This is a genomic window from Moritella sp. 28 (assembly GCF_018219435.1).
In the GTDB taxonomy this organism is placed as follows: domain Bacteria; phylum Pseudomonadota; class Gammaproteobacteria; order Enterobacterales; family Moritellaceae; genus Moritella.
On sequence record NZ_CP056121.1, the window covers coordinates 4,689,005 to 4,706,333 of the forward strand.

Below are 17,329 nucleotides of genomic sequence, written 5' to 3' on the forward strand. Positions count from 1 at the left end.
ACAAGTAGAAAAAAGCACCGTTTAGCACTATACTGCTTTGTTTGCGCAGTGCTTTTGCGTCTGTATCTTTGAACCACGTCACCGGAGTGGAAGTATTCTATGGAATCCCCTCAATCACAATTAAAACTTCTTGTAGCTAAAGGTAAAGAACAAGGTTACCTAACATATGCAGAAGTAAATGATCACTTACCACAAGATATTGTGGACTCAGATCAGGTTGAAGATATTATTCAAATGATCAATGACATGGGTATTCAAGTGCTAGAAACAGCACCTGATGCAGATGATTTGTTGATGGCCGAAAATACAACGGCACCAGATGATGATGCCGCAGAAGCTGCAGCTGCAGCGCTTGCTTCTGTAGAATCTGAAATTGGCCGAACTACCGATCCTGTACGTATGTACATGCGTGAGATGGGTACCGTTGAATTATTGACTCGTGAAGGCGAGATCAAAATTGCCAAACGAATTGAAGAAGGTATCTATGCGGTACAAACTGCCGTTGCAGAATACCCAGAAGCAATTAACTCGTTATTAGCTGAATATGACAAGTTCCTTGCTGAAGAAACACGTTTAAGTGACATCATCACTGGTTTCATCGATCCGAATGCAGAAGATGTGGCACCAACAGCAACACATATTGGTTCTGAAGTTCCAACCAAAGAAACTGATTCTGATGATGCTGATGATGACGAAGATGAGGAAGAAGGTAATAAAGGCCCGGATCCAGAAGAAGCAGCTGAGAAATTTGCCGAGTTACGCAAATATCATGCAGCATTACTGAAAGGCATTAAAGAAGACGGGTTAGAACATCCGAAAACACGCCTACACGTTGAAATGCTAAGTGAAGTATTCCGTACTTTCCGTCTGATCCCAAAACAGTTTGATCGCATTGTAAATAGCATGCGTGACATGATGGATCACGTACGTGTTCAAGAACGTCTTGTCATCAAGATGTGTGTTGAACAATGCAAAATGCCAAAAGCAGCATTCGTTGAAGCATTCGCTGGCCACGAAACTGACATTACTTGGTTTGAAAAAGCACAGCAATCAGCAGCACCTTATGCGCAAGCATTACAACGTATCGACTTTGACGTACGCCGCTGTGTCAACAAATTAAAATTAGTAGAAAGTACTACTGGTCTGTCTATTTCACAGATCAAAAACATCAACCGTCGTATGAGTATTGGTGAAGCGAAAGCTCGTCGTGCGAAAAAAGAAATGGTTGAAGCGAATTTACGTCTGGTAATTTCGATAGCAAAAAAATACACCAACCGTGGTCTACAGTTCCTCGATTTAATTCAGGAAGGTAACATCGGTCTGATGAAAGCTGTAGATAAATTTGAATACCGTCGTGGTTACAAATTCTCGACTTACGCTACATGGTGGATCCGTCAGGCAATCACACGTTCTATTGCTGACCAAGCGCGTACAATCCGTATTCCAGTGCATATGATTGAAACAATCAATAAACTGAATCGTATTTCGCGTCAAATGCTGCAAGAGATGGGCCGTGAAGCAACGCCAGAAGAATTGGCCGAGCGCATGATGATGCCAGAAGATCGTATTCGTAAAGTATTGAAGATTGCTAAAGAGCCAATCTCAATGGAAACGCCTATTGGTGATGATGAAGATTCTCACTTAGGTGATTTCATTGAAGATACAACGCTTTCTTTACCAGTTGACGCTGCAACAAAAGATAGTCTTAAAGGCGCGACAGACGACGTTTTAGCAGGCCTAACAGCCCGTGAAGCTAAAGTACTGCGTATGCGTTTTGGTATCGATATGAATACAGACCACACACTTGAAGAAGTGGGTAAACAGTTCGATGTAACGCGTGAGCGTATTCGTCAAATTGAAGCAAAGGCATTACGTAAATTACGTCATCCTAGCCGTAGCGAACAACTACGTAGCTTCTTAGACGAATAATTGAACAGTTAATGCTCTTCTGCATTACAAAGAACACCTGATGGCGACATTAGGTGTTTTTTTATGCCCGCAATAAAATCAATAATGACGGCCCTATTTATTAACGGTAGGCATTCAGGTAGCGTCTTCGATGAATAATTGAACAGTTAGCTGATTTCTTGTCTAAGTTATTGAATATAGCCTAGACACGCAGAAAGTATACTTATATACTTTCTGCATCTTAAAGCGTCGTAAGAACGTTTGAAAGATCAGGGCCCTTAGCTCAGTTGGTTAGAGCATCCGACTCATAATCGGCAGGTCCCCAGTTCAAGTCTGGGAGGGCCCACCAATTCTTAGAACACTCGATAGCAATATCGGGTGTTTTTTTATGCCTGTAAGAAAGTGACTCTTGCCTATCTCTGGTTCTGACAGCTAAGCTAAGCTAGGCCTGACTCATATGACAGACCCTGCGATCTAAGATTTAGGTGTTTGTTCATTCTTTCTTTTAAAAGTACCTGAATCCGTGTGCGTAAACGCCCCTCCATATACTTCCAAACTCGTAATTTGAGAGTATTTCAATATGTCTTTTTCTGACATATCCAAAGACATTTTAAATTTAGTTGTTGTATCTTTTTCTGTCATAAATTTACTTTCAGCAACCCCCCTCGTTGAACTCTCAAAGTTAATGACCTGCCCTGCTTTACCTTCGGCCACTACGCATACCGCTCTTGGAATACAGAAAGAGTTATATACCATCTGATTTTTTTTATCGTAAATCAGATAACCTCTTTGATCATGAAATTTACCATTATCTCTTTTTCTAAAAACTTCTTGTTTGTAATATAGAGCTGTTAGATATTGTTCACTTGCATTTGTTGCATCTGCTGCAGGTTCAAATGTAATAGTTTCATAATATGGTTCAACAGCAGGACCTCCTTTACCAACATTACTACCGGCCTGCCCTGGTGCAACATCTACACCTCCGAATTTTGTACTTTCCCATATACCTATTAAATTAATTAATGGTCCTAAGTCTAAATCAGCTGCCCTCGCATTTTGTATAAAACTTACCGAAGATAAAGAGATTAAAGCTAATAATGCTACTTTTTTATTCATGGTTATAACCTTATTTTTATTGTGGATTATTGCCAATAAGATTATCCTCATTAATACTTTTAGGGTAGTTGGTTAAAGCTATATGTTTAATCGCTTTCTTCAATGATTGAACTGGTATCAACTATCACATTTATGATTATATCGTCACGAATCTTTGTGGTAATTGGTAGTTGTTACGGCTTAGGTATGCTAAAAATATACATAGATAAATCATGACAATAAACAACATATAGTATTCAACATAAATACAAGTCACGAGGGAATATGACATGGGGAAGCAATTTTCGGCGTTAACAGAACAGCATATTAAATTTATTGGCGAACAGCGCCTTTATTTTGTCGGCACTGCAGCAGATACTGGCAATGTGAACCTTTCACCTAAAGGTGGAGACTCACTTCGTGTTATCAATACAAACACCATTGCTTGGCTTAACCTCACGGGTAGCGGTAATGAGTCAGCTTCTCACGTACTCATTAACCCACGAATGACAGTCATGTTTTGCGCTTTTGAAGGGGCACCTTTGATCCTTCGCGCTTATGGCAATGCAAAAGTAATCCATCAAAAAGATCCTGAATGGGATAAATACTGCGCGCTATTCCCACAAAGTGTGGCAGCCCGACAAATATTCATTTTAGATATAGAAATGGTTCAATCATCTTGTGGCAAATCTGTACCTTACTTCAATTATAATGAAGATCGCGATGACTTAGCTAACTGGTCGACTCGTCAAGGTAAAGAAGGTATTGAAAAATACTGGGTTAAACAAAATCAACAAAGTATTGATGGTTTTGAAACTGAAATCGTTGAACGAACAGGGATTGATATCAATGCTAACATTTAAAGTAAGAACCTGAATGCGAATATCGATGATACCGAAATAAGCTTATTTCAAATATTGATTATAACTTCCCATGTATTAAAGAGGTATATTGGTCATATATCTCTCACTTTTAACGCAGACAAAATAAAAGAGCTCGAAAGCCCTTTTTATTGTCTACAGTGGATTAATAATGTTAAAACCGTGTCCTTATTAACAATATTAATACTGCTTCGCTATTTTAAATTCATGCAGTTTGCATAATAGGTCACTGTTGCTGGCCAATCACTGAAAACACCAATTACACCGACATCTTGTGCTAATACATCAAGCATATTCATCATGTCGCCATCATTATTAATACCTTCGCTGACACTTTGATAATACCAACCTCCGCCTTGTTCCAGTGGTCCTGAACGTTCTAGTGTCCATGCTATAATGTCAAGATCAGCTTGTTTCGCCAGTTTGGCGTAATTTGAAGGTACAAGGTTTTTCTTCTTATCTAAATCGACAAGTGCATACAAAGGTGGAGCGATAATATTTACACCAGCATCTTTGAGTGCTTTCATGCTGGCTTTCGATGCTACAAAATCTTTTTGTTCATAAACACGCTCATCAAGATATACGGCTTGTTTACCAAAGCTTGGATTATTTTTAATCCAGTACTTTAAATCATTCAAATCAAATGACTGTAAATAGGTATCCGATGCTGAAATACCTGCTGCTTTTAGTTCATCAACTAATTTCTGTGCATACATCTCCTGAGTAAAGCCATTAAATGGCATAGCAACGGCAGTCGACTTAAGTTCTGGTGTTACTTTCACACCATGCGCTTTAAATAATGCAGCACTTTCTGCATGGGTCATTAATGTACCATTTTGCGTATAAAGGTCAGTACGCCAGCCTGGTGTACCATTCATGTATTCTTCGACAGTCGTTGCTTTCGGATTTGAACCATCCATTTTACCTTTAAGCGTCTTAAATTCAGCCAGAGTGAAATCAGACGTTCTACATTCTGCTTTGGCATCTTCGCCTGTTGCAGCGTTCGCAGGTGTAAACGGTACAGTACACTTCTTAGCAAGTTCTGGTTTTGATAATACATTGGTTGTTGTGTGTAGATCGTTTTGTGAATGTCGACAAACAAGTTGTTTGTCTTTAGTGAACGTCACATCACACTCAACCACACCGGCACCCATTTCAATGGCTGCAAGGTAAGACTCTTTGGTGTGTTCAGGGAACTGCATGGCAGCGCCACGGTGGCCAATAGAAAAGCTACTTCGTTGAAATGGCCCTGCACTACATTGCTGTAATTTAGTTTTGAGGACGCTATCATCCATATTATTGACTAAATATGCTGGACGAGGACCTAAATTAGCCGACTCATGAGCCCAAGCTGTGATTGAAGTTAACCCGAGTATGAGCACGATTGAGCCCTTTAGTATTTGCTTCATTTTGTATTTCCTTTTAATAAGCAATTATCCATTTGGCTGATTAATTATTATTTCTGTGTTCGCTTATCTACTGTTATAAGTAATGTGAATAAGCATCAAATAATTATCAGTACTGGTGATACTAAATCACCTAATATGTAATTGCACTCATCATTACAATTATTAATTTTCCTATATAACAGCTGGTTACAACTTCACTTTACGATGAAGTCTTCTTTATCAAGTTGGTATTTCTTCATTTTCGATATAGGGTTTTTCGAGGAGAATTGAGGTACACTCCCCCACTTAACCCTATTCCCGTTTTAACCGAGTTTATTAATCTTATGTCTCACGTTCGTGCCACCCATGCTTCGCATATTGTATTACCAGAAAGCGTGACCGATAAGCCTACCGTATTCAGCTTTCTTATCAATCATTTCAAACAGATTGACGCGACGATATGGCAACAACGGATCATCGATGGCAAAGTGCATTGGCGTGATGGTCGCTTAATTACACTAGATTGTGCATTTGTACCACGAGAGCGGGTCTATTATTACCGTGAGGTAGCGGTAGAAAAAAAGATCCCTTTTGCAGAAAAAATTATTTACGAAGATGACCACATTATTGTTGCCTACAAGCCACACTTTTTAGCGGTCAGTCCCAGCGGGCAATTTGTTAATGAATGCTTAGTGAATCGCCTAAGAATAAAAACCGGTATCGAAACACTAGTAACTGCGCATCGCCTTGACCGTGCGACCGCTGGCTTAATGCTGCTATCTAAACACCCTGAGCAGCGCCATCTATACCATGACTTATTTAAACATGGCAATATCACCAAACATTACCAAGCCATTGCTCGGTTAACACCGGACTTACAACGACAACACAATGAAGGTAGCCTCACGTTTCCACGCAATTGGACAGTAAAAAATAGAATTGTAAAAGGTGAGCCAAGCTTCACGATGCAGATCAGCGATGGCGAAGCTAACAGTCACTCTCAGATAGAACTGATTGACGTTAAAGGTGAGTTTGGTTTATTTAAACTGTCCCCAATTACCGGTAAGACACACCAATTACGCTTACACATGCATAGTTTAGGCATGCCATTGGTAAACGACCGCTTGTATCCAACATTATTAGACCGATGTGATGATAATTTTAATCAGCCATTACAGCTGCTAGCCCAACAGCTCAAATTTACCGATCCAGTAACAGGTATTCAACATGATATAACAACAGATGTGCTTGATATAGAAGCTTTAATGGATAAAAGTATCGATATGATAGGGCCAGTTTAAAACCGTATTTAGTGTTTATATCTTGCAATAGTGTTAAGCAGACCTTAACTGTCGTAAAGGTCTGCCCTAGTGTTGCTTATTCAGCTATGCTTTTTGGTTTTTATAAACTTGCTGAAAACGATGAACAGCCAACATCCCAAACATGGATATTAATAATGCTGGGACAATAGGATGAATACCAAACATCGCAGGTTTAAACCACAGTAATAACAAATAACTCACAAGACCTGTCAGCATTGCAGATAAAGCGGCATGCCCCGAAACTTTTGGCCAATAAAGTCCCGCCAACACAGGCCATAAAAACACAGCCTGCAATGCCCCAAAAGCAGCAAGATTAAGCCAAACAATCATTTTCGGTGGTTTAATCGCACAATAAGTTGCAATCAAGGTAATCAGCAACATGGCAAGACGAGTTAGCCATACTTGCTTACTTGCTGTCATCGTTGGATAGCAACGCACAGCGCCATCGCGTACCAAGCTAACCGCTGATTGCAATAGCATCGAATCCACCGATGACATCACTGCTGCAATAGGCGCAGCCAACAATACGCCAGCCCAGAACGGGGTAAATAAGCCGGTAATTAATCTAGGCATGATTTCGTCAGGTATCGTTAGATCAGGATATAAAGCACGGCCTAACACACCACTCAAATGCGGAATCAAAGTCATTAGAAAGCTAATAATTGTTCCCCAAATCATCCCACGTTTTAATGCATTGGTATCTTTGACCGCTAATAATCGCACGACAGTATGCGGTAAACCTAGCGTACCAAAACAAATCAGCATCCAAAATGACAACATCATTGGCCACCCAAGCTGACCATTATTACCTTGTGGACTTAATAACGTCGGAGATTGCGCGCTAACATCCGCCATAAGTGCTGTTAACCCTCCCTGTGACAACAATGTCAAGAAGATGACTAATACACCAATGATCATCAAAATACCTTGAAATGCGTCGGTAATCACCACAGCACGAAAGCCGCCGGTAAGTGTATAAGCCAATACAGTAATAACAAATAGCCCGAGCCCTAGTTCATAGCTAATACCACTAACCCCCGAGAATAAACGTGCACCACCAATAAACTGCACCGATATCATGGCAATGAAACCCATAACCAGACTCACTAATGCTAATTTAGTTAGCCAACTATTCTGATACCGCGCATCAAGCCACTCGATTAACGTCGCGTGCTCGGCTTTACGTTGCGCCAATAACTTAGGCCCTAATACACCCAATGTAAGCATAGCGACTGGTACTTGGATCAGCGCAAGCCATACCCAGCCCAATCCTATTTTATAGGCTGCACCAGGTCCGCCAATAAATGAACTGGCGCTGGTGTAGGTCGCCACTAATGTCAGTGCGAGTAACGGGCCATTAAGAAAACGTCCACCAATAAAAAAGCGTTTGGCTTTATCTTGGAACAAGTCCCCTGATTGTTTTGATTGACGAGCACTCCACCAACGGGTAATGAGCAAACTGGCAACAAGATAGATAAGAATAGGGATAAGATTAGTCATGATAAGTCGATTTAATCATTAAAATAAGGATGAAAATAAGTAATAAGGGTGCAAACAGGCAAGAAAACCAGAACCAAACGGGAAGTCCCCACCAGTCACCTTGCGTTTGTAATAATAACGGTCCTGCACACCATAGAGCAAAGTAGCCCAATGTCAGCAGCAGCGTTTTTTTTGAAATAGAGTGCATAGCTTAGCCTAAAATAAATACCCGCGGAGAGTATAGATAACCATTATCGATAAATAATTCTAATCGTATGAATTATTCAATAGTTCGAGTATTTTACGCTTAATTATATCGGGGGGATAGCTTACACCTAAACATAGTTATATTAACGAATAAAGAATGACATATTTATTATACAACGTGTTCATCGAACGAAATAAGCGTATGACTGATAATCGAATCAATATTATCAATATAAACACCAGCACCATAGGTCCAGCCCCAGGTCTCAAAACGCTTACTATAAGAGATTTTACGCACGGCCTTACCGCCCACAAACAAGGGAAAACAATAACTTACAAAACTACCAGTCGTTAGTTTTTTTGCTTTTTCATAGATGACTTGATAGGTGTAATTACCATGAGCGTCTTGAAGCATTTTAACATTATGGGTTGAGTTATCCAAACCACCTAAAGAAGCAAGCAAGGTGTAATTATCATCGAAGACAAAAATATAATTCCTATCCAGTAGAGACAGGTGCTTTAAAGCTTGCTTTTGTGCCTGCTCAAGTGACAACACGCCAGACTGGTAATACAAATCGTAGCGTTGAAAGATAATTTCCGTTTTATTAATAATATTAACAAGACGCGACTTTCTTTCTGCCAGCATTTCTTCACGTAATATTGATAAATAACCCAATGCGATACAAATCAACGCGATAAAACTAAATACAACACATAAGGTAATTTTACAGATAACAGAATTACGACGGCACATTACAGCCTCTACAACTTAACACAACAAAATAATCTATCATTATGCTAACACATAAAAAACATAAACGATTGTAAACAATAAGGAAAATGACAATTAATGTTCAATCTGAAACACATTATATTATCAATAACCCTATTGTGTATATTTTCATCATTGTTATATTACAAGGATGCAATAACTTGGGAGAGACAAATTAACAATAAGCATGCAGTATACCGACCATTAATAATTGGCGATCAAGGCAATTTATTTAGCTACAATCTCATAGCTTGAGGTCACTTCCGCTGCTTTTTCTAGCATTTTAGCGACTGAGCAATATTTCTCCATCGACAATTCAACAGCGCGTTTTACTTTTTTTTCATTTAGGTCATTACCCGAAACAACAAAATGGGCATTAATTTTAGTAAATACACGTGGCGGTTCTGCAGCACGTTCGCTGGTTAAATTAACTTCACAACCAAGGATGTTTTGACGGCCTGTCTTCAAAATATCGACAACATCAATAGAGCTACACGCCCCCATTCCCATAAGTACAACTTCCATCGGGCTTGCTGCGATACCATTACGATCACCATCCATAAGGATACCGTGACCCGTTTCTGACGTACCCATCAGTTGCATTTTGTCGATCCACTTCACATTTGCTTTCATAAAACACCTCGTTAATGTCTAATTCGAAGGCATTAGACAATATTTAACACCAGATTAGTAATCAAATACTGTCTCATATCCCAAATATAGTTAAAAGTCACAAATAAACAGCAAGTCAATATTCAAAAAATGATATATTCACGTTGATATTGAACAGAAATCAACTCAGTTCTTGCTTATTAGTGTTATTGTCTCTTATGCTATCAAGTCAGTAATAATAATAAAATTAAAATATCGCAACACGGACATAATTTGCGATTATAATAACTTACAGAGGAATACCCATGGTTGTTATCGGCAAGCCACAATCTGACCCTACTTTAGAATGGTTTTTATCTCACTGCCATATTCATAAGTACCCTTCAAAAAGTACACTGATCCATGCTGGAGAAAAAGCGGAAACTTTGTATTTTATCGTTAAAGGCTCTGTGGCAGTTCTAATTAAAGATGAAGAAGGCAAAGAAATGATCCTTTCTTATCTAAATCAAGGTGACTTCATGGGTGAACTAGGCCTATTTGAAGATACTGAAGAACCTATACGTAGTGCATGGATCCGTGCTAAATCACCATGTGAAGTAGCAGAAATTTCATACAAGAAATTCCGTCAATTAATCCAAGTCAACCCTGAAATCCTAATGCGTTTATCAGGTCAAATGGCTGAACGTCTACAGATAACAAGTCAAAAAGTTGGTGATCTAGCATTCCTAGACGTAACTGGCCGTATTGCACAAACGCTATTAAGCTTAGCAAAACAGCCTGACGCAATGACGCACCCAGACGGCATGCAAATTAAAATTACTCGTCAAGAAATTGGTCAAATCGTTGGTTGTTCACGTGAAACCGTTGGCCGTATTTTGAAAATGCTTGAAGAGCAAGAGCTGATCTCAGCTCATGGTAAAACGATTGTTGTATTTGGCACGCGCTAATCCAACTCGTTAACTAAAATAATAAAAGCAACGCCTGATTTGTTATATAATAAATCAGGCGTTATTTTTAATTATGTATGGTTTATTTTGAATTACCTTGTAGTTTATTCAATAGCTTAATTAACACTGACGTATCACTTCACTACACGACTCACCTTCATCTTGTAATTCAGCATAAAACTATCAACTCACTTCGCAATCGACACCAAAGAACCATTACGCACTCCTTCTTCAAAACAAATAGCAGTGCCACCATAGACAACGCTACGGACATCATGATCATAACCAACACCCAAATGATAAGTCAGTATTAAACGCTGCAAGGGGTGCTATAGGTACTACCTGACTCACGTATTAGTATATGTTAAGCGGATAACCATTTTTCAATAGCAAGACGAAGCTTTTTCATACCTGCATGAATATCTTCTTCTGGAATATTCAGAGCGGGTGTAAAACGTAAAACATTCGCACCAGCGACCAATAGTAATAACCCTTCTTGAGCCGCTTGCCTCATAATCGCAATTGCCTGACCTTGATATTGCTCAGTTAATTCGGCACCCAATAACAAGCCTTCACCACGAATGTCAGAAAAAATAGCATATTGATTATTTATCTCGGTTAATGCGTCTTGGAAAATCGTAGACTTTGCTTTAACTTGCGCTAAAAAAAACTCATCATTAACTGTATCAACAACAACCTCGGCAACACTACAAGCAAGCGGATTACCCCCATAAGTACTGCCATGCGTACCCACAGTAAAACTATCAGCAATAGTCGCTGTTGTTAACATTGCCGCAATAGGGAAACCGGCACCGAGGCCTTTTGCTGACGTTAAAATATCAGGTTTGATATCGGTATGTTGATAAGCATAAAAATGCCCTGTACGACCAACACCTGTTTGTACTTCATCAAATATCAGCAGCGCATTATATTTATCACAAAGCGCACGCACACCAATCAAAAACTGTTGATTAGACGCATGTATGCCCCCTTCACCTTGTAAAGGTTCCACTATTACTGCACAGGTTTTGTCGCTGATTAATGCTTCGAATGCATTAAGATCATTGAAGTTAACATGCTCTATAGCTCCAGGCTTAGGACCAAACCCGTCCGAGTAAGTCGATTGCCCCCCCACAGTGACTGTAAAGAAAGTTCTGCCGTGGAATCCCTGATTAAAGGCGATGATCTGATCTTTGCCTTCACCAAATTTATCGTGTGCATAACGACGCGCTAATTTTAACGCTGCTTCATTTGCTTCCGCACCGGAGTTAGCAAAGAATACTTTATCCGCAAACGTCGCATTTATCAGTTTGTTGGCTAGCCTTAATGCTGGCTCATTAGTGAGTAAATTACTCACATGCCATAATTTCTGGCTTTGTGCTTGTAGCGTTTTAACTAAAAGGGGATAGCAATGGCCTAAACAGCTAACGGCAATGCCAGCAGCAAAATCAATGTATTCATTATCATTTTGATCCCAAACACGTGACCCTTGACCTCGAACTGGGATCATAACAGCCGGAGCATAGTTAGGAACCATTACATTATCAAAATCTACCCGAGTAACATTCATTACATTATTGCTCATATCCCTTTCCTCTCAGTGAATGTCTAAATCCTTTAGTTACACCAATAGATAGGTGCATACATATTCAATAATTATAAATAAATAGTCACACGTCAAGTTTAATATGTAATAACACAGCAGAAATTTCATTAATTCTTGAGCTAAGATTAATCCCTTGAAATAAATTGATTTTTGAGAAGGAAATTATTTAATAACTCTTTGCCTTGCTCGGTTAAAATACTTTCTGGATGAAACTGCACACCTTCTAATGCAAAGTCTTTATGCTTAAATGCCATAATCTCATCAAATTCACCTTTATCATCTTCAGTCCATGCTGTGATCTCAAATTCGTCACTCAACGTCAAGGTCTCAACAATCAAAGAATGATAACGCGTAACTGTTAAAGGGTTATTTAACCCCGCAAAAACGCCTTTACCTTTATGCTGTATTTTCGATGTTTTACCATGCATCACTTTTTTAGCTTTAATGACATTTGCGCCAAATACTTGGGCAATAGATTGATGACCAAGGCAAACGCCTAAAATTGGTATTTTCCCCGCAAACTGTTCGATAACAGATAATGAAATACCAGCATCGTTGGGTGTACACGGTCCTGGAGAAATAACCAAATAATCAGGAGACAAGATAGATATTTGCTCCAGTGAAATTTCGTCATTACGCCTAACGACAACTTCTTGCCCAAGCTCTGAGAAGTATTGAAATAAATTAAACGTAAAACTATCGTAGTTATCGATAATAAGTAACATGCGGAATTAAAATTCTAATGAGGAAACTGAGTGAATAATATCATAGGTAGAAATTGGATTCTAATAATGTGCCTTCGAATAAATCGACACGACTGAGTCACCTTTATGTTTAAAGAAACAAAGAAAAAGCTCAGCAGTTGCTGAGCTTTTGTTATTTATAACCTGCTATTAGCTCAATTTATTTAACTGATACAAACTCAGGGTAAGCATCGATACCACAGTCAGCCATATCCATACCTGTAACTTCTTCTTCTTCAGTAACACGAATACCCATTGTCGCTTTCAGTACAGCCCACACTAAGATACTTGCTGCGAATACCCAAGCAAAGATAATCGCTGCGCCGTATATTTGAGCACTAAATGTTGCATCTGAATTGCTAAATGGAACAACCATTAAACCAAATAGACCACAAACACCATGTACTGAGATAGCACCAACTGGATCATCAATCTTCGCTTTATCTAATGCTACGATACTAAATACGACTAACGCACCACCTAAAGCACCCAATAATGTAGCAAATGCTGGTGCAGGACTCAGAGGGTCTGCCGTGATAGTAACCAAACCAGCTAATGCACCATTAAGAATCATTGTTAAATCAGCTTTGCCCCACATTAATTTAGTAATGAGCAATGCAGCTACAGCACCGGCAGCCGCCGCCGCGTTCGTGTTCAGAAAGATTTGACCAACAGCCGTTGCATTTTCAGCATCTGAAAGTAGTAGTTGTGAGCCACCGTTAAAACCAAACCAACCCATCCATAAGATAAATGCACCTAATGTTGCTAGTGGCATATTTGAACCAGGGATTGGATACACTTCACCGTTCTTACCATATTTACCCTTACGAGCGCCCAATAGAAGTACTGCAGCAAATGCAGCCGTCGCACCAGCCATGTGAACAATACCTGAACCCGCAAAATCAGAGAAACCAGCTTCAGCTAAGAAACCACCACCCCAAGTCCAGTAACCTTCCATCGGGTAAATAACACCAGTCAAAACGACCGTGAAGGCGAGGAAAGCCCATAGTTTCATACGTTCAGCAACCGCACCTGATACAATCGACATTGCTGTTGCAACAAATACAACTTGGAAGAAGAAGTCTGATTCTAATGAGTGATCAGCGCCCTCAGATTGTGAGCCAATTAAAGAACCAAATGATGGGATGATGCCGCCTTCAGCATTACCAACATACATGATGTTATAACCGACTAATAAAAACATGATACATGCGATAGAATAAAGCACGATGTTCTTTGTCAGAATTTCAGTTGTATTCTTAGATCTAACGAGGCCAGCTTCGAGCATAGCAAAACCTGCCGCCATCCACATCACAAGTACACCTGACATTAAAAAGTAAAAAGTATCGAGTGCAAAACGCAGCTCAGTAACTGTAGTTGTTAGCTCTTGCATAATTTATTTCCTTTAAATTGCTTCTGAGTCCATTTCGCCCGTACGGATACGCACAACTTGTGTTAAATCGTAAACAAAAATCTTACCATCACCAATTTTTCCCGTATAAGCAGCACTATTAATAGCTTCAATTACGCGATCAACATTTTCACTCTGTGTTGCGATTTCTAACTTAACTTTAGGTAAAAAATCAACTTGATATTCTGCACCACGATACAATTCGGTATGACCTTTTTGACGACCAAAGCCTTTCACTTCAGTTACTGTTAATCCTTCAACACCGATATCTGCTACTGCTTCACGAACATCATCGAGTTTAAATGGTTTAATGATTGCGCTTATTAGCTTCATAAAGAGCTCCTTGCCTGAGTATATTGAGTATCTATATGCTTAAACTTAATTCAACGTCCGTGCCAACAATTAAAATAATGTAAATTCAATAGCTTAATATAACGCCCCCACATTTACGCATCTATAAAGCACTAACTTGGTGCAGCAGAGAAGCTGTTAACCCCAATTCAGTGCAATTGTTGTTCAAATGTTAATAACTATAAAATGTGAGATCGTAATCCCACTTTTAATAACTTCTTATACCTTAAAATTACGTAATAAATTAATTAATTTTAATTGTTAATCATTACTACTAATTAGGCCCCTTTAAGTCTAAATAATTAAATTTGATATAATTCATTTAAAATATATTAAATCATTTCAATAAGAGCACCAGACAAAAGGTGACACAACGTTTTGTACCACAATCAAATTGGTACTTCTTATAATCCGTTATAATGATAATGTGCTTCCAACCCGAGTAGCCAAGATGGATCTGTTACTCAAAATCTAAACTCATGGAAGAAATACGATGAAGAAATTACTACTGGTAGCACTATTATCAACGCTTACAGCTTGCGGTTCTGAGGATGTATTTGATAATGACGATAAGGATGACAAATTAAAAACAATATCATCCGTGAGTTTTTCAGCTACACCTAGTGATATAAACTCACCCATTTATAATTTCAGTTCCGTTTATACCGTAAATGATGTTGAGCAATCCACTGACGACATGACTTTTAACTGGTCAGTAAGCTTAGAAGGTGAGGGACAAGTAACCTCATTATATCCAGAACAAGCACCTCAATATGAGTTTAAAGAAGCTGCCACCTACAAAGTAAAGTTAACTGTAGAGAATCATACTGTAGAAGCTTTAGCTCAGTTTTCAAAAAATTTAACAATCAGTGCAGAAGATATAGCTACACAGCCCCTATCCCCACGCGCAATAATAGGCATTACGGATAGAGCAACAACGGTATATACGTTTAATAGCGATTCCTCTAGCTATAGTGAAGGCTCTTTATCTCAAATTGATTGGGTGATTGAAGGTCAAGAGTTGTCAGGACCTCAAGTCACCCATAGTTTTAGCAAAACAGGGCAACATATTGTTCATTTAAAAGTCACAGCCGAAGATAACACCCAAGCAACAACAGCAACGACTGTTTACGTTGTTGATGAAATAACAACTCCAACTGCAAAGTTAAACTATACAAAGGATAAGTTAGTTGTAAGCTTCGATGCGAGCGAAAGTTCCAACCAAAGCAGCGATATCTCGTCTTATAACTGGGATTTTGGTAATGGAGAATCAGCAACGGGGATTACGGCCTCCGCAACTTACCCATCAGAAGGCCCTTACAACGTGGTTTTAACTGTCGCGAGTAAAGAAGGTGTCACAAATACAAAAACAGAAACAATTAATGTTTACGAAGAAGGCTCTTACGTAACTTGTGATGTATTAACATCCTCTAGCTGGTTGTATAAAAAAACAGATGAACGTCAGTGCTTTAGTACTTCACCAATTACAAGTCGTGCAGCGGCAGAATCCTGGTGCGGAGCGAGAATTCAACAATACATCGATGATTTATCATTTCCCCGTATAAAACCAACATTAACTTGGCAGGTAAGACAGCAAGGTAATAATGAGTGCTAAGTTAGCGAGCAGTCCCAACCTAAAATTAAATGGTTAGTGTTTATCCGAAAGCCTGAATCTTTCGATTCAGGCTTTCGTTGTTGTTGGCAAAGAGAAAGCGGACGGCTTTTTATAAACCACAACCCCCGTCACCCTGCGTGATAGGCCGATTATCTTTTTATAAAGAGTCTAACCAACTGAACGACCACTCCGAACAATCTGTATTTTTTGAATCCTGAATTTCAGGCACAAAAAAAGCCTCTATTTCTAACAAAAAGTTTTCGATTCAGGCTTTCGTTGTTGTTGGCAAAGAGAAAGCGGACGGCTTTCTACAAACACAACCCGCGAGCCCCTGCGTGACAGGCCGCTTATGGTTTTATAAACAGTCTAACCAACTGAACGACCGCTCCGAACAATCTGTATTCTTGTATCCTGAATTTCAGGCACAAAAAAAGCCTCTATTTCTAACAAAAAGTTTTCGATTCAGGCTTTCGTTGTTGTTGGCGGAGTGCCGGGACTAGAACCCGCGAAGCCTTCGGCAGCGTGACAGGCCGCCTTTTTTAGGTAAAGAGTCTAACCAACTGAACGACAACTCCGAACAATCTGTATTTTTGTATCCTGAATTTCAGGCACAAAAAAAGCCTGAATCTTTCGATTCAGGCTTTCGTTGTTGTTGGCGGAGTGGACGGGACTCGAACCCGCGACCCCCGGCGTGACAGGCCGGTATTCTAACCAACTGAACTACCACTCCGCACAATCTGTGCTAATGTTTCCATCAGTCTATTCTTTATACAAGGTATAAAACCTTGATTGTAGTCTTTCGACTCAATTTGGCGCTTGGCGATGCCCTACTCTCACATGGGGAAGCCCCACACTACCATCGGCGTTATTACGTTTCACTACTGAGTTCGGAATGGGATCAGGTGGTACCGCAACACTATGGTCACCAAGCAAATTTGGTTTGCTTTCAAGTTGTATCTTTAAAATCTGAAAAGCTATAAATAAAGAAGTCT

General features: G+C 39.4%; 16 protein-coding genes, 2 tRNA genes and 1 rRNA gene. 6 read left to right on the plus strand and 13 right to left on the minus strand.

The features are described from left to right. The first annotated feature begins 99 nt into the window (after nt 1-99). Nucleotides 100-1,929, plus strand: coding sequence for an RNA polymerase sigma factor RpoD (gene rpoD, locus HWV02_RS20870; RefSeq protein ID WP_211677728.1), 1,830 nt, complete (start codon nt 100-102; stop codon nt 1,927-1,929). A gap of 251 nt (nt 1,930-2,180) precedes the next feature. Continuing rightward, nucleotides 2,181-2,257: transfer RNA gene (locus HWV02_RS20875), tRNA-Ile, on the plus strand. A gap of 125 nt (nt 2,258-2,382) precedes the next feature. On the opposite strand, the gene HWV02_RS20880 is transcribed toward HWV02_RS20875, so the two are convergent. After that, on the minus strand, nt 2,383-3,024 hold the full coding sequence (locus HWV02_RS20880) for a heme-binding beta-barrel domain-containing protein (RefSeq protein ID WP_211677729.1): 642 nt from the start codon (nt 3,022-3,024) through the stop codon (nt 2,383-2,385). 269 nt (nt 3,025-3,293) lie between these two features. Here HWV02_RS20880 and HWV02_RS20885 point away from each other — a divergent pair, with 269 nt between their 5' ends. Then, nucleotides 3,294-3,866 carry a pyridoxamine 5'-phosphate oxidase family protein gene (locus tag HWV02_RS20885; protein ID WP_211677731.1) on the plus strand — a complete coding sequence of 191 codons (573 nt, stop codon included), beginning with the start codon at nt 3,294-3,296 and terminating at the stop codon, nt 3,864-3,866. Between the two features lie 212 nt (nt 3,867-4,078). Here the strand turns inward: HWV02_RS20885 and HWV02_RS20890 are convergent, their stop codons facing one another. Then, entirely contained in the window at nt 4,079-5,293 is a 1,215-nt protein-coding gene (locus HWV02_RS20890; protein ID WP_211677732.1) for a glycerophosphodiester phosphodiesterase family protein, read from the minus strand. 323 nt (nt 5,294-5,616) lie between these two features. Here HWV02_RS20890 and HWV02_RS20895 point away from each other — a divergent pair, with 323 nt between their 5' ends. Continuing rightward, entirely contained in the window at nt 5,617-6,573 is a 957-nt protein-coding gene (locus HWV02_RS20895) for a pseudouridine synthase (RefSeq protein WP_211677733.1), read from the plus strand. Between the two features lie 84 nt (nt 6,574-6,657). On the opposite strand, the gene panF is transcribed toward HWV02_RS20895, so the two are convergent. The 4 genes from panF to HWV02_RS20915 all read right to left on the minus strand — a co-directional run bounded on the left by panF (nt 6,658) and on the right by HWV02_RS20915 (nt 9,685). After that, nucleotides 6,658-8,094 (minus strand): sodium/pantothenate symporter, encoded by a 1,437-nt coding sequence (panF, locus tag HWV02_RS20900; protein ID WP_211689269.1) that lies wholly within the window; start codon nt 8,092-8,094, stop codon nt 6,658-6,660. Continuing rightward, entirely contained in the window at nt 8,087-8,281 is a 195-nt protein-coding gene (locus tag HWV02_RS20905) for a DUF997 family protein (protein WP_211673276.1), read from the minus strand. Before HWV02_RS20905 ends, panF begins: the two co-directional genes overlap by 8 nt. Before the next feature lie 168 nt (nt 8,282-8,449). After that, nucleotides 8,450-9,034, minus strand: a complete 585-nt coding sequence (locus HWV02_RS20910; protein WP_211677735.1) for a cache domain-containing protein — start codon at nt 9,032-9,034, stop codon at nt 8,450-8,452. Between the two features lie 246 nt (nt 9,035-9,280). Continuing rightward, on the minus strand, nt 9,281-9,685 hold the full coding sequence (locus HWV02_RS20915) for an OsmC family protein (protein ID WP_067041997.1): 405 nt from the start codon (nt 9,683-9,685) through the stop codon (nt 9,281-9,283). Between the two features lie 284 nt (nt 9,686-9,969). Here HWV02_RS20915 and crp point away from each other — a divergent pair, with 284 nt between their 5' ends. After that, a complete protein-coding gene (gene crp / locus HWV02_RS20920) occupies nt 9,970-10,611 on the plus strand; it encodes a cAMP-activated global transcriptional regulator CRP (RefSeq protein WP_006032405.1) in 642 nt (213 codons plus the stop codon). Nucleotides 10,612-10,799: 188 nt separating this feature from the next. Here the strand turns inward: crp and HWV02_RS22945 are convergent, their stop codons facing one another. From HWV02_RS22945 to glnK, 5 genes are all read right to left on the minus strand, one after another. Beyond that, entirely contained in the window at nt 10,800-10,934 is a 135-nt protein-coding gene (locus HWV02_RS22945; protein ID WP_255550564.1) for a hypothetical protein, read from the minus strand. A gap of 41 nt (nt 10,935-10,975) precedes the next feature. Further along, nucleotides 10,976-12,181, minus strand: coding sequence for an aspartate aminotransferase family protein (locus HWV02_RS20925; protein WP_211680353.1), 1,206 nt, complete (start codon nt 12,179-12,181; stop codon nt 10,976-10,978). 161 nt (nt 12,182-12,342) lie between these two features. After that, a complete protein-coding gene (locus tag HWV02_RS20930) occupies nt 12,343-12,942 on the minus strand; it encodes an aminodeoxychorismate/anthranilate synthase component II (RefSeq protein WP_211677736.1) in 600 nt (199 codons plus the stop codon). 178 nt (nt 12,943-13,120) lie between these two features. Continuing rightward, on the minus strand, nt 13,121-14,353 hold the full coding sequence (locus HWV02_RS20935) for an ammonium transporter (protein ID WP_211677737.1): 1,233 nt from the start codon (nt 14,351-14,353) through the stop codon (nt 13,121-13,123). A 12-nt stretch (nt 14,354-14,365) separates the two neighbouring features. Beyond that, nucleotides 14,366-14,704: a P-II family nitrogen regulator gene (gene glnK, locus HWV02_RS20940; RefSeq protein WP_211673280.1), complete on the minus strand. Its 339-nt coding sequence runs from the start codon at nt 14,702-14,704 to the stop codon at nt 14,366-14,368. Nucleotides 14,705-15,215: 511 nt separating this feature from the next. Between glnK and HWV02_RS20945 the strand changes: the two genes are divergently transcribed. Then, entirely contained in the window at nt 15,216-16,337 is a 1,122-nt protein-coding gene (locus HWV02_RS20945; RefSeq protein WP_211689270.1) for a PKD domain-containing protein, read from the plus strand. Nucleotides 16,338-16,990: 653 nt separating this feature from the next. Here HWV02_RS20945 and HWV02_RS20950 read toward each other — a convergent pair. Next, nucleotides 16,991-17,067: transfer RNA gene (locus HWV02_RS20950), tRNA-Asp, on the minus strand. A gap of 84 nt (nt 17,068-17,151) precedes the next feature. Beyond that, a 5S ribosomal RNA gene (gene rrf, locus HWV02_RS20955) occupies nt 17,152-17,267 on the minus strand. Nucleotides 17,268-17,329: the final 62 nt, after the last annotated feature.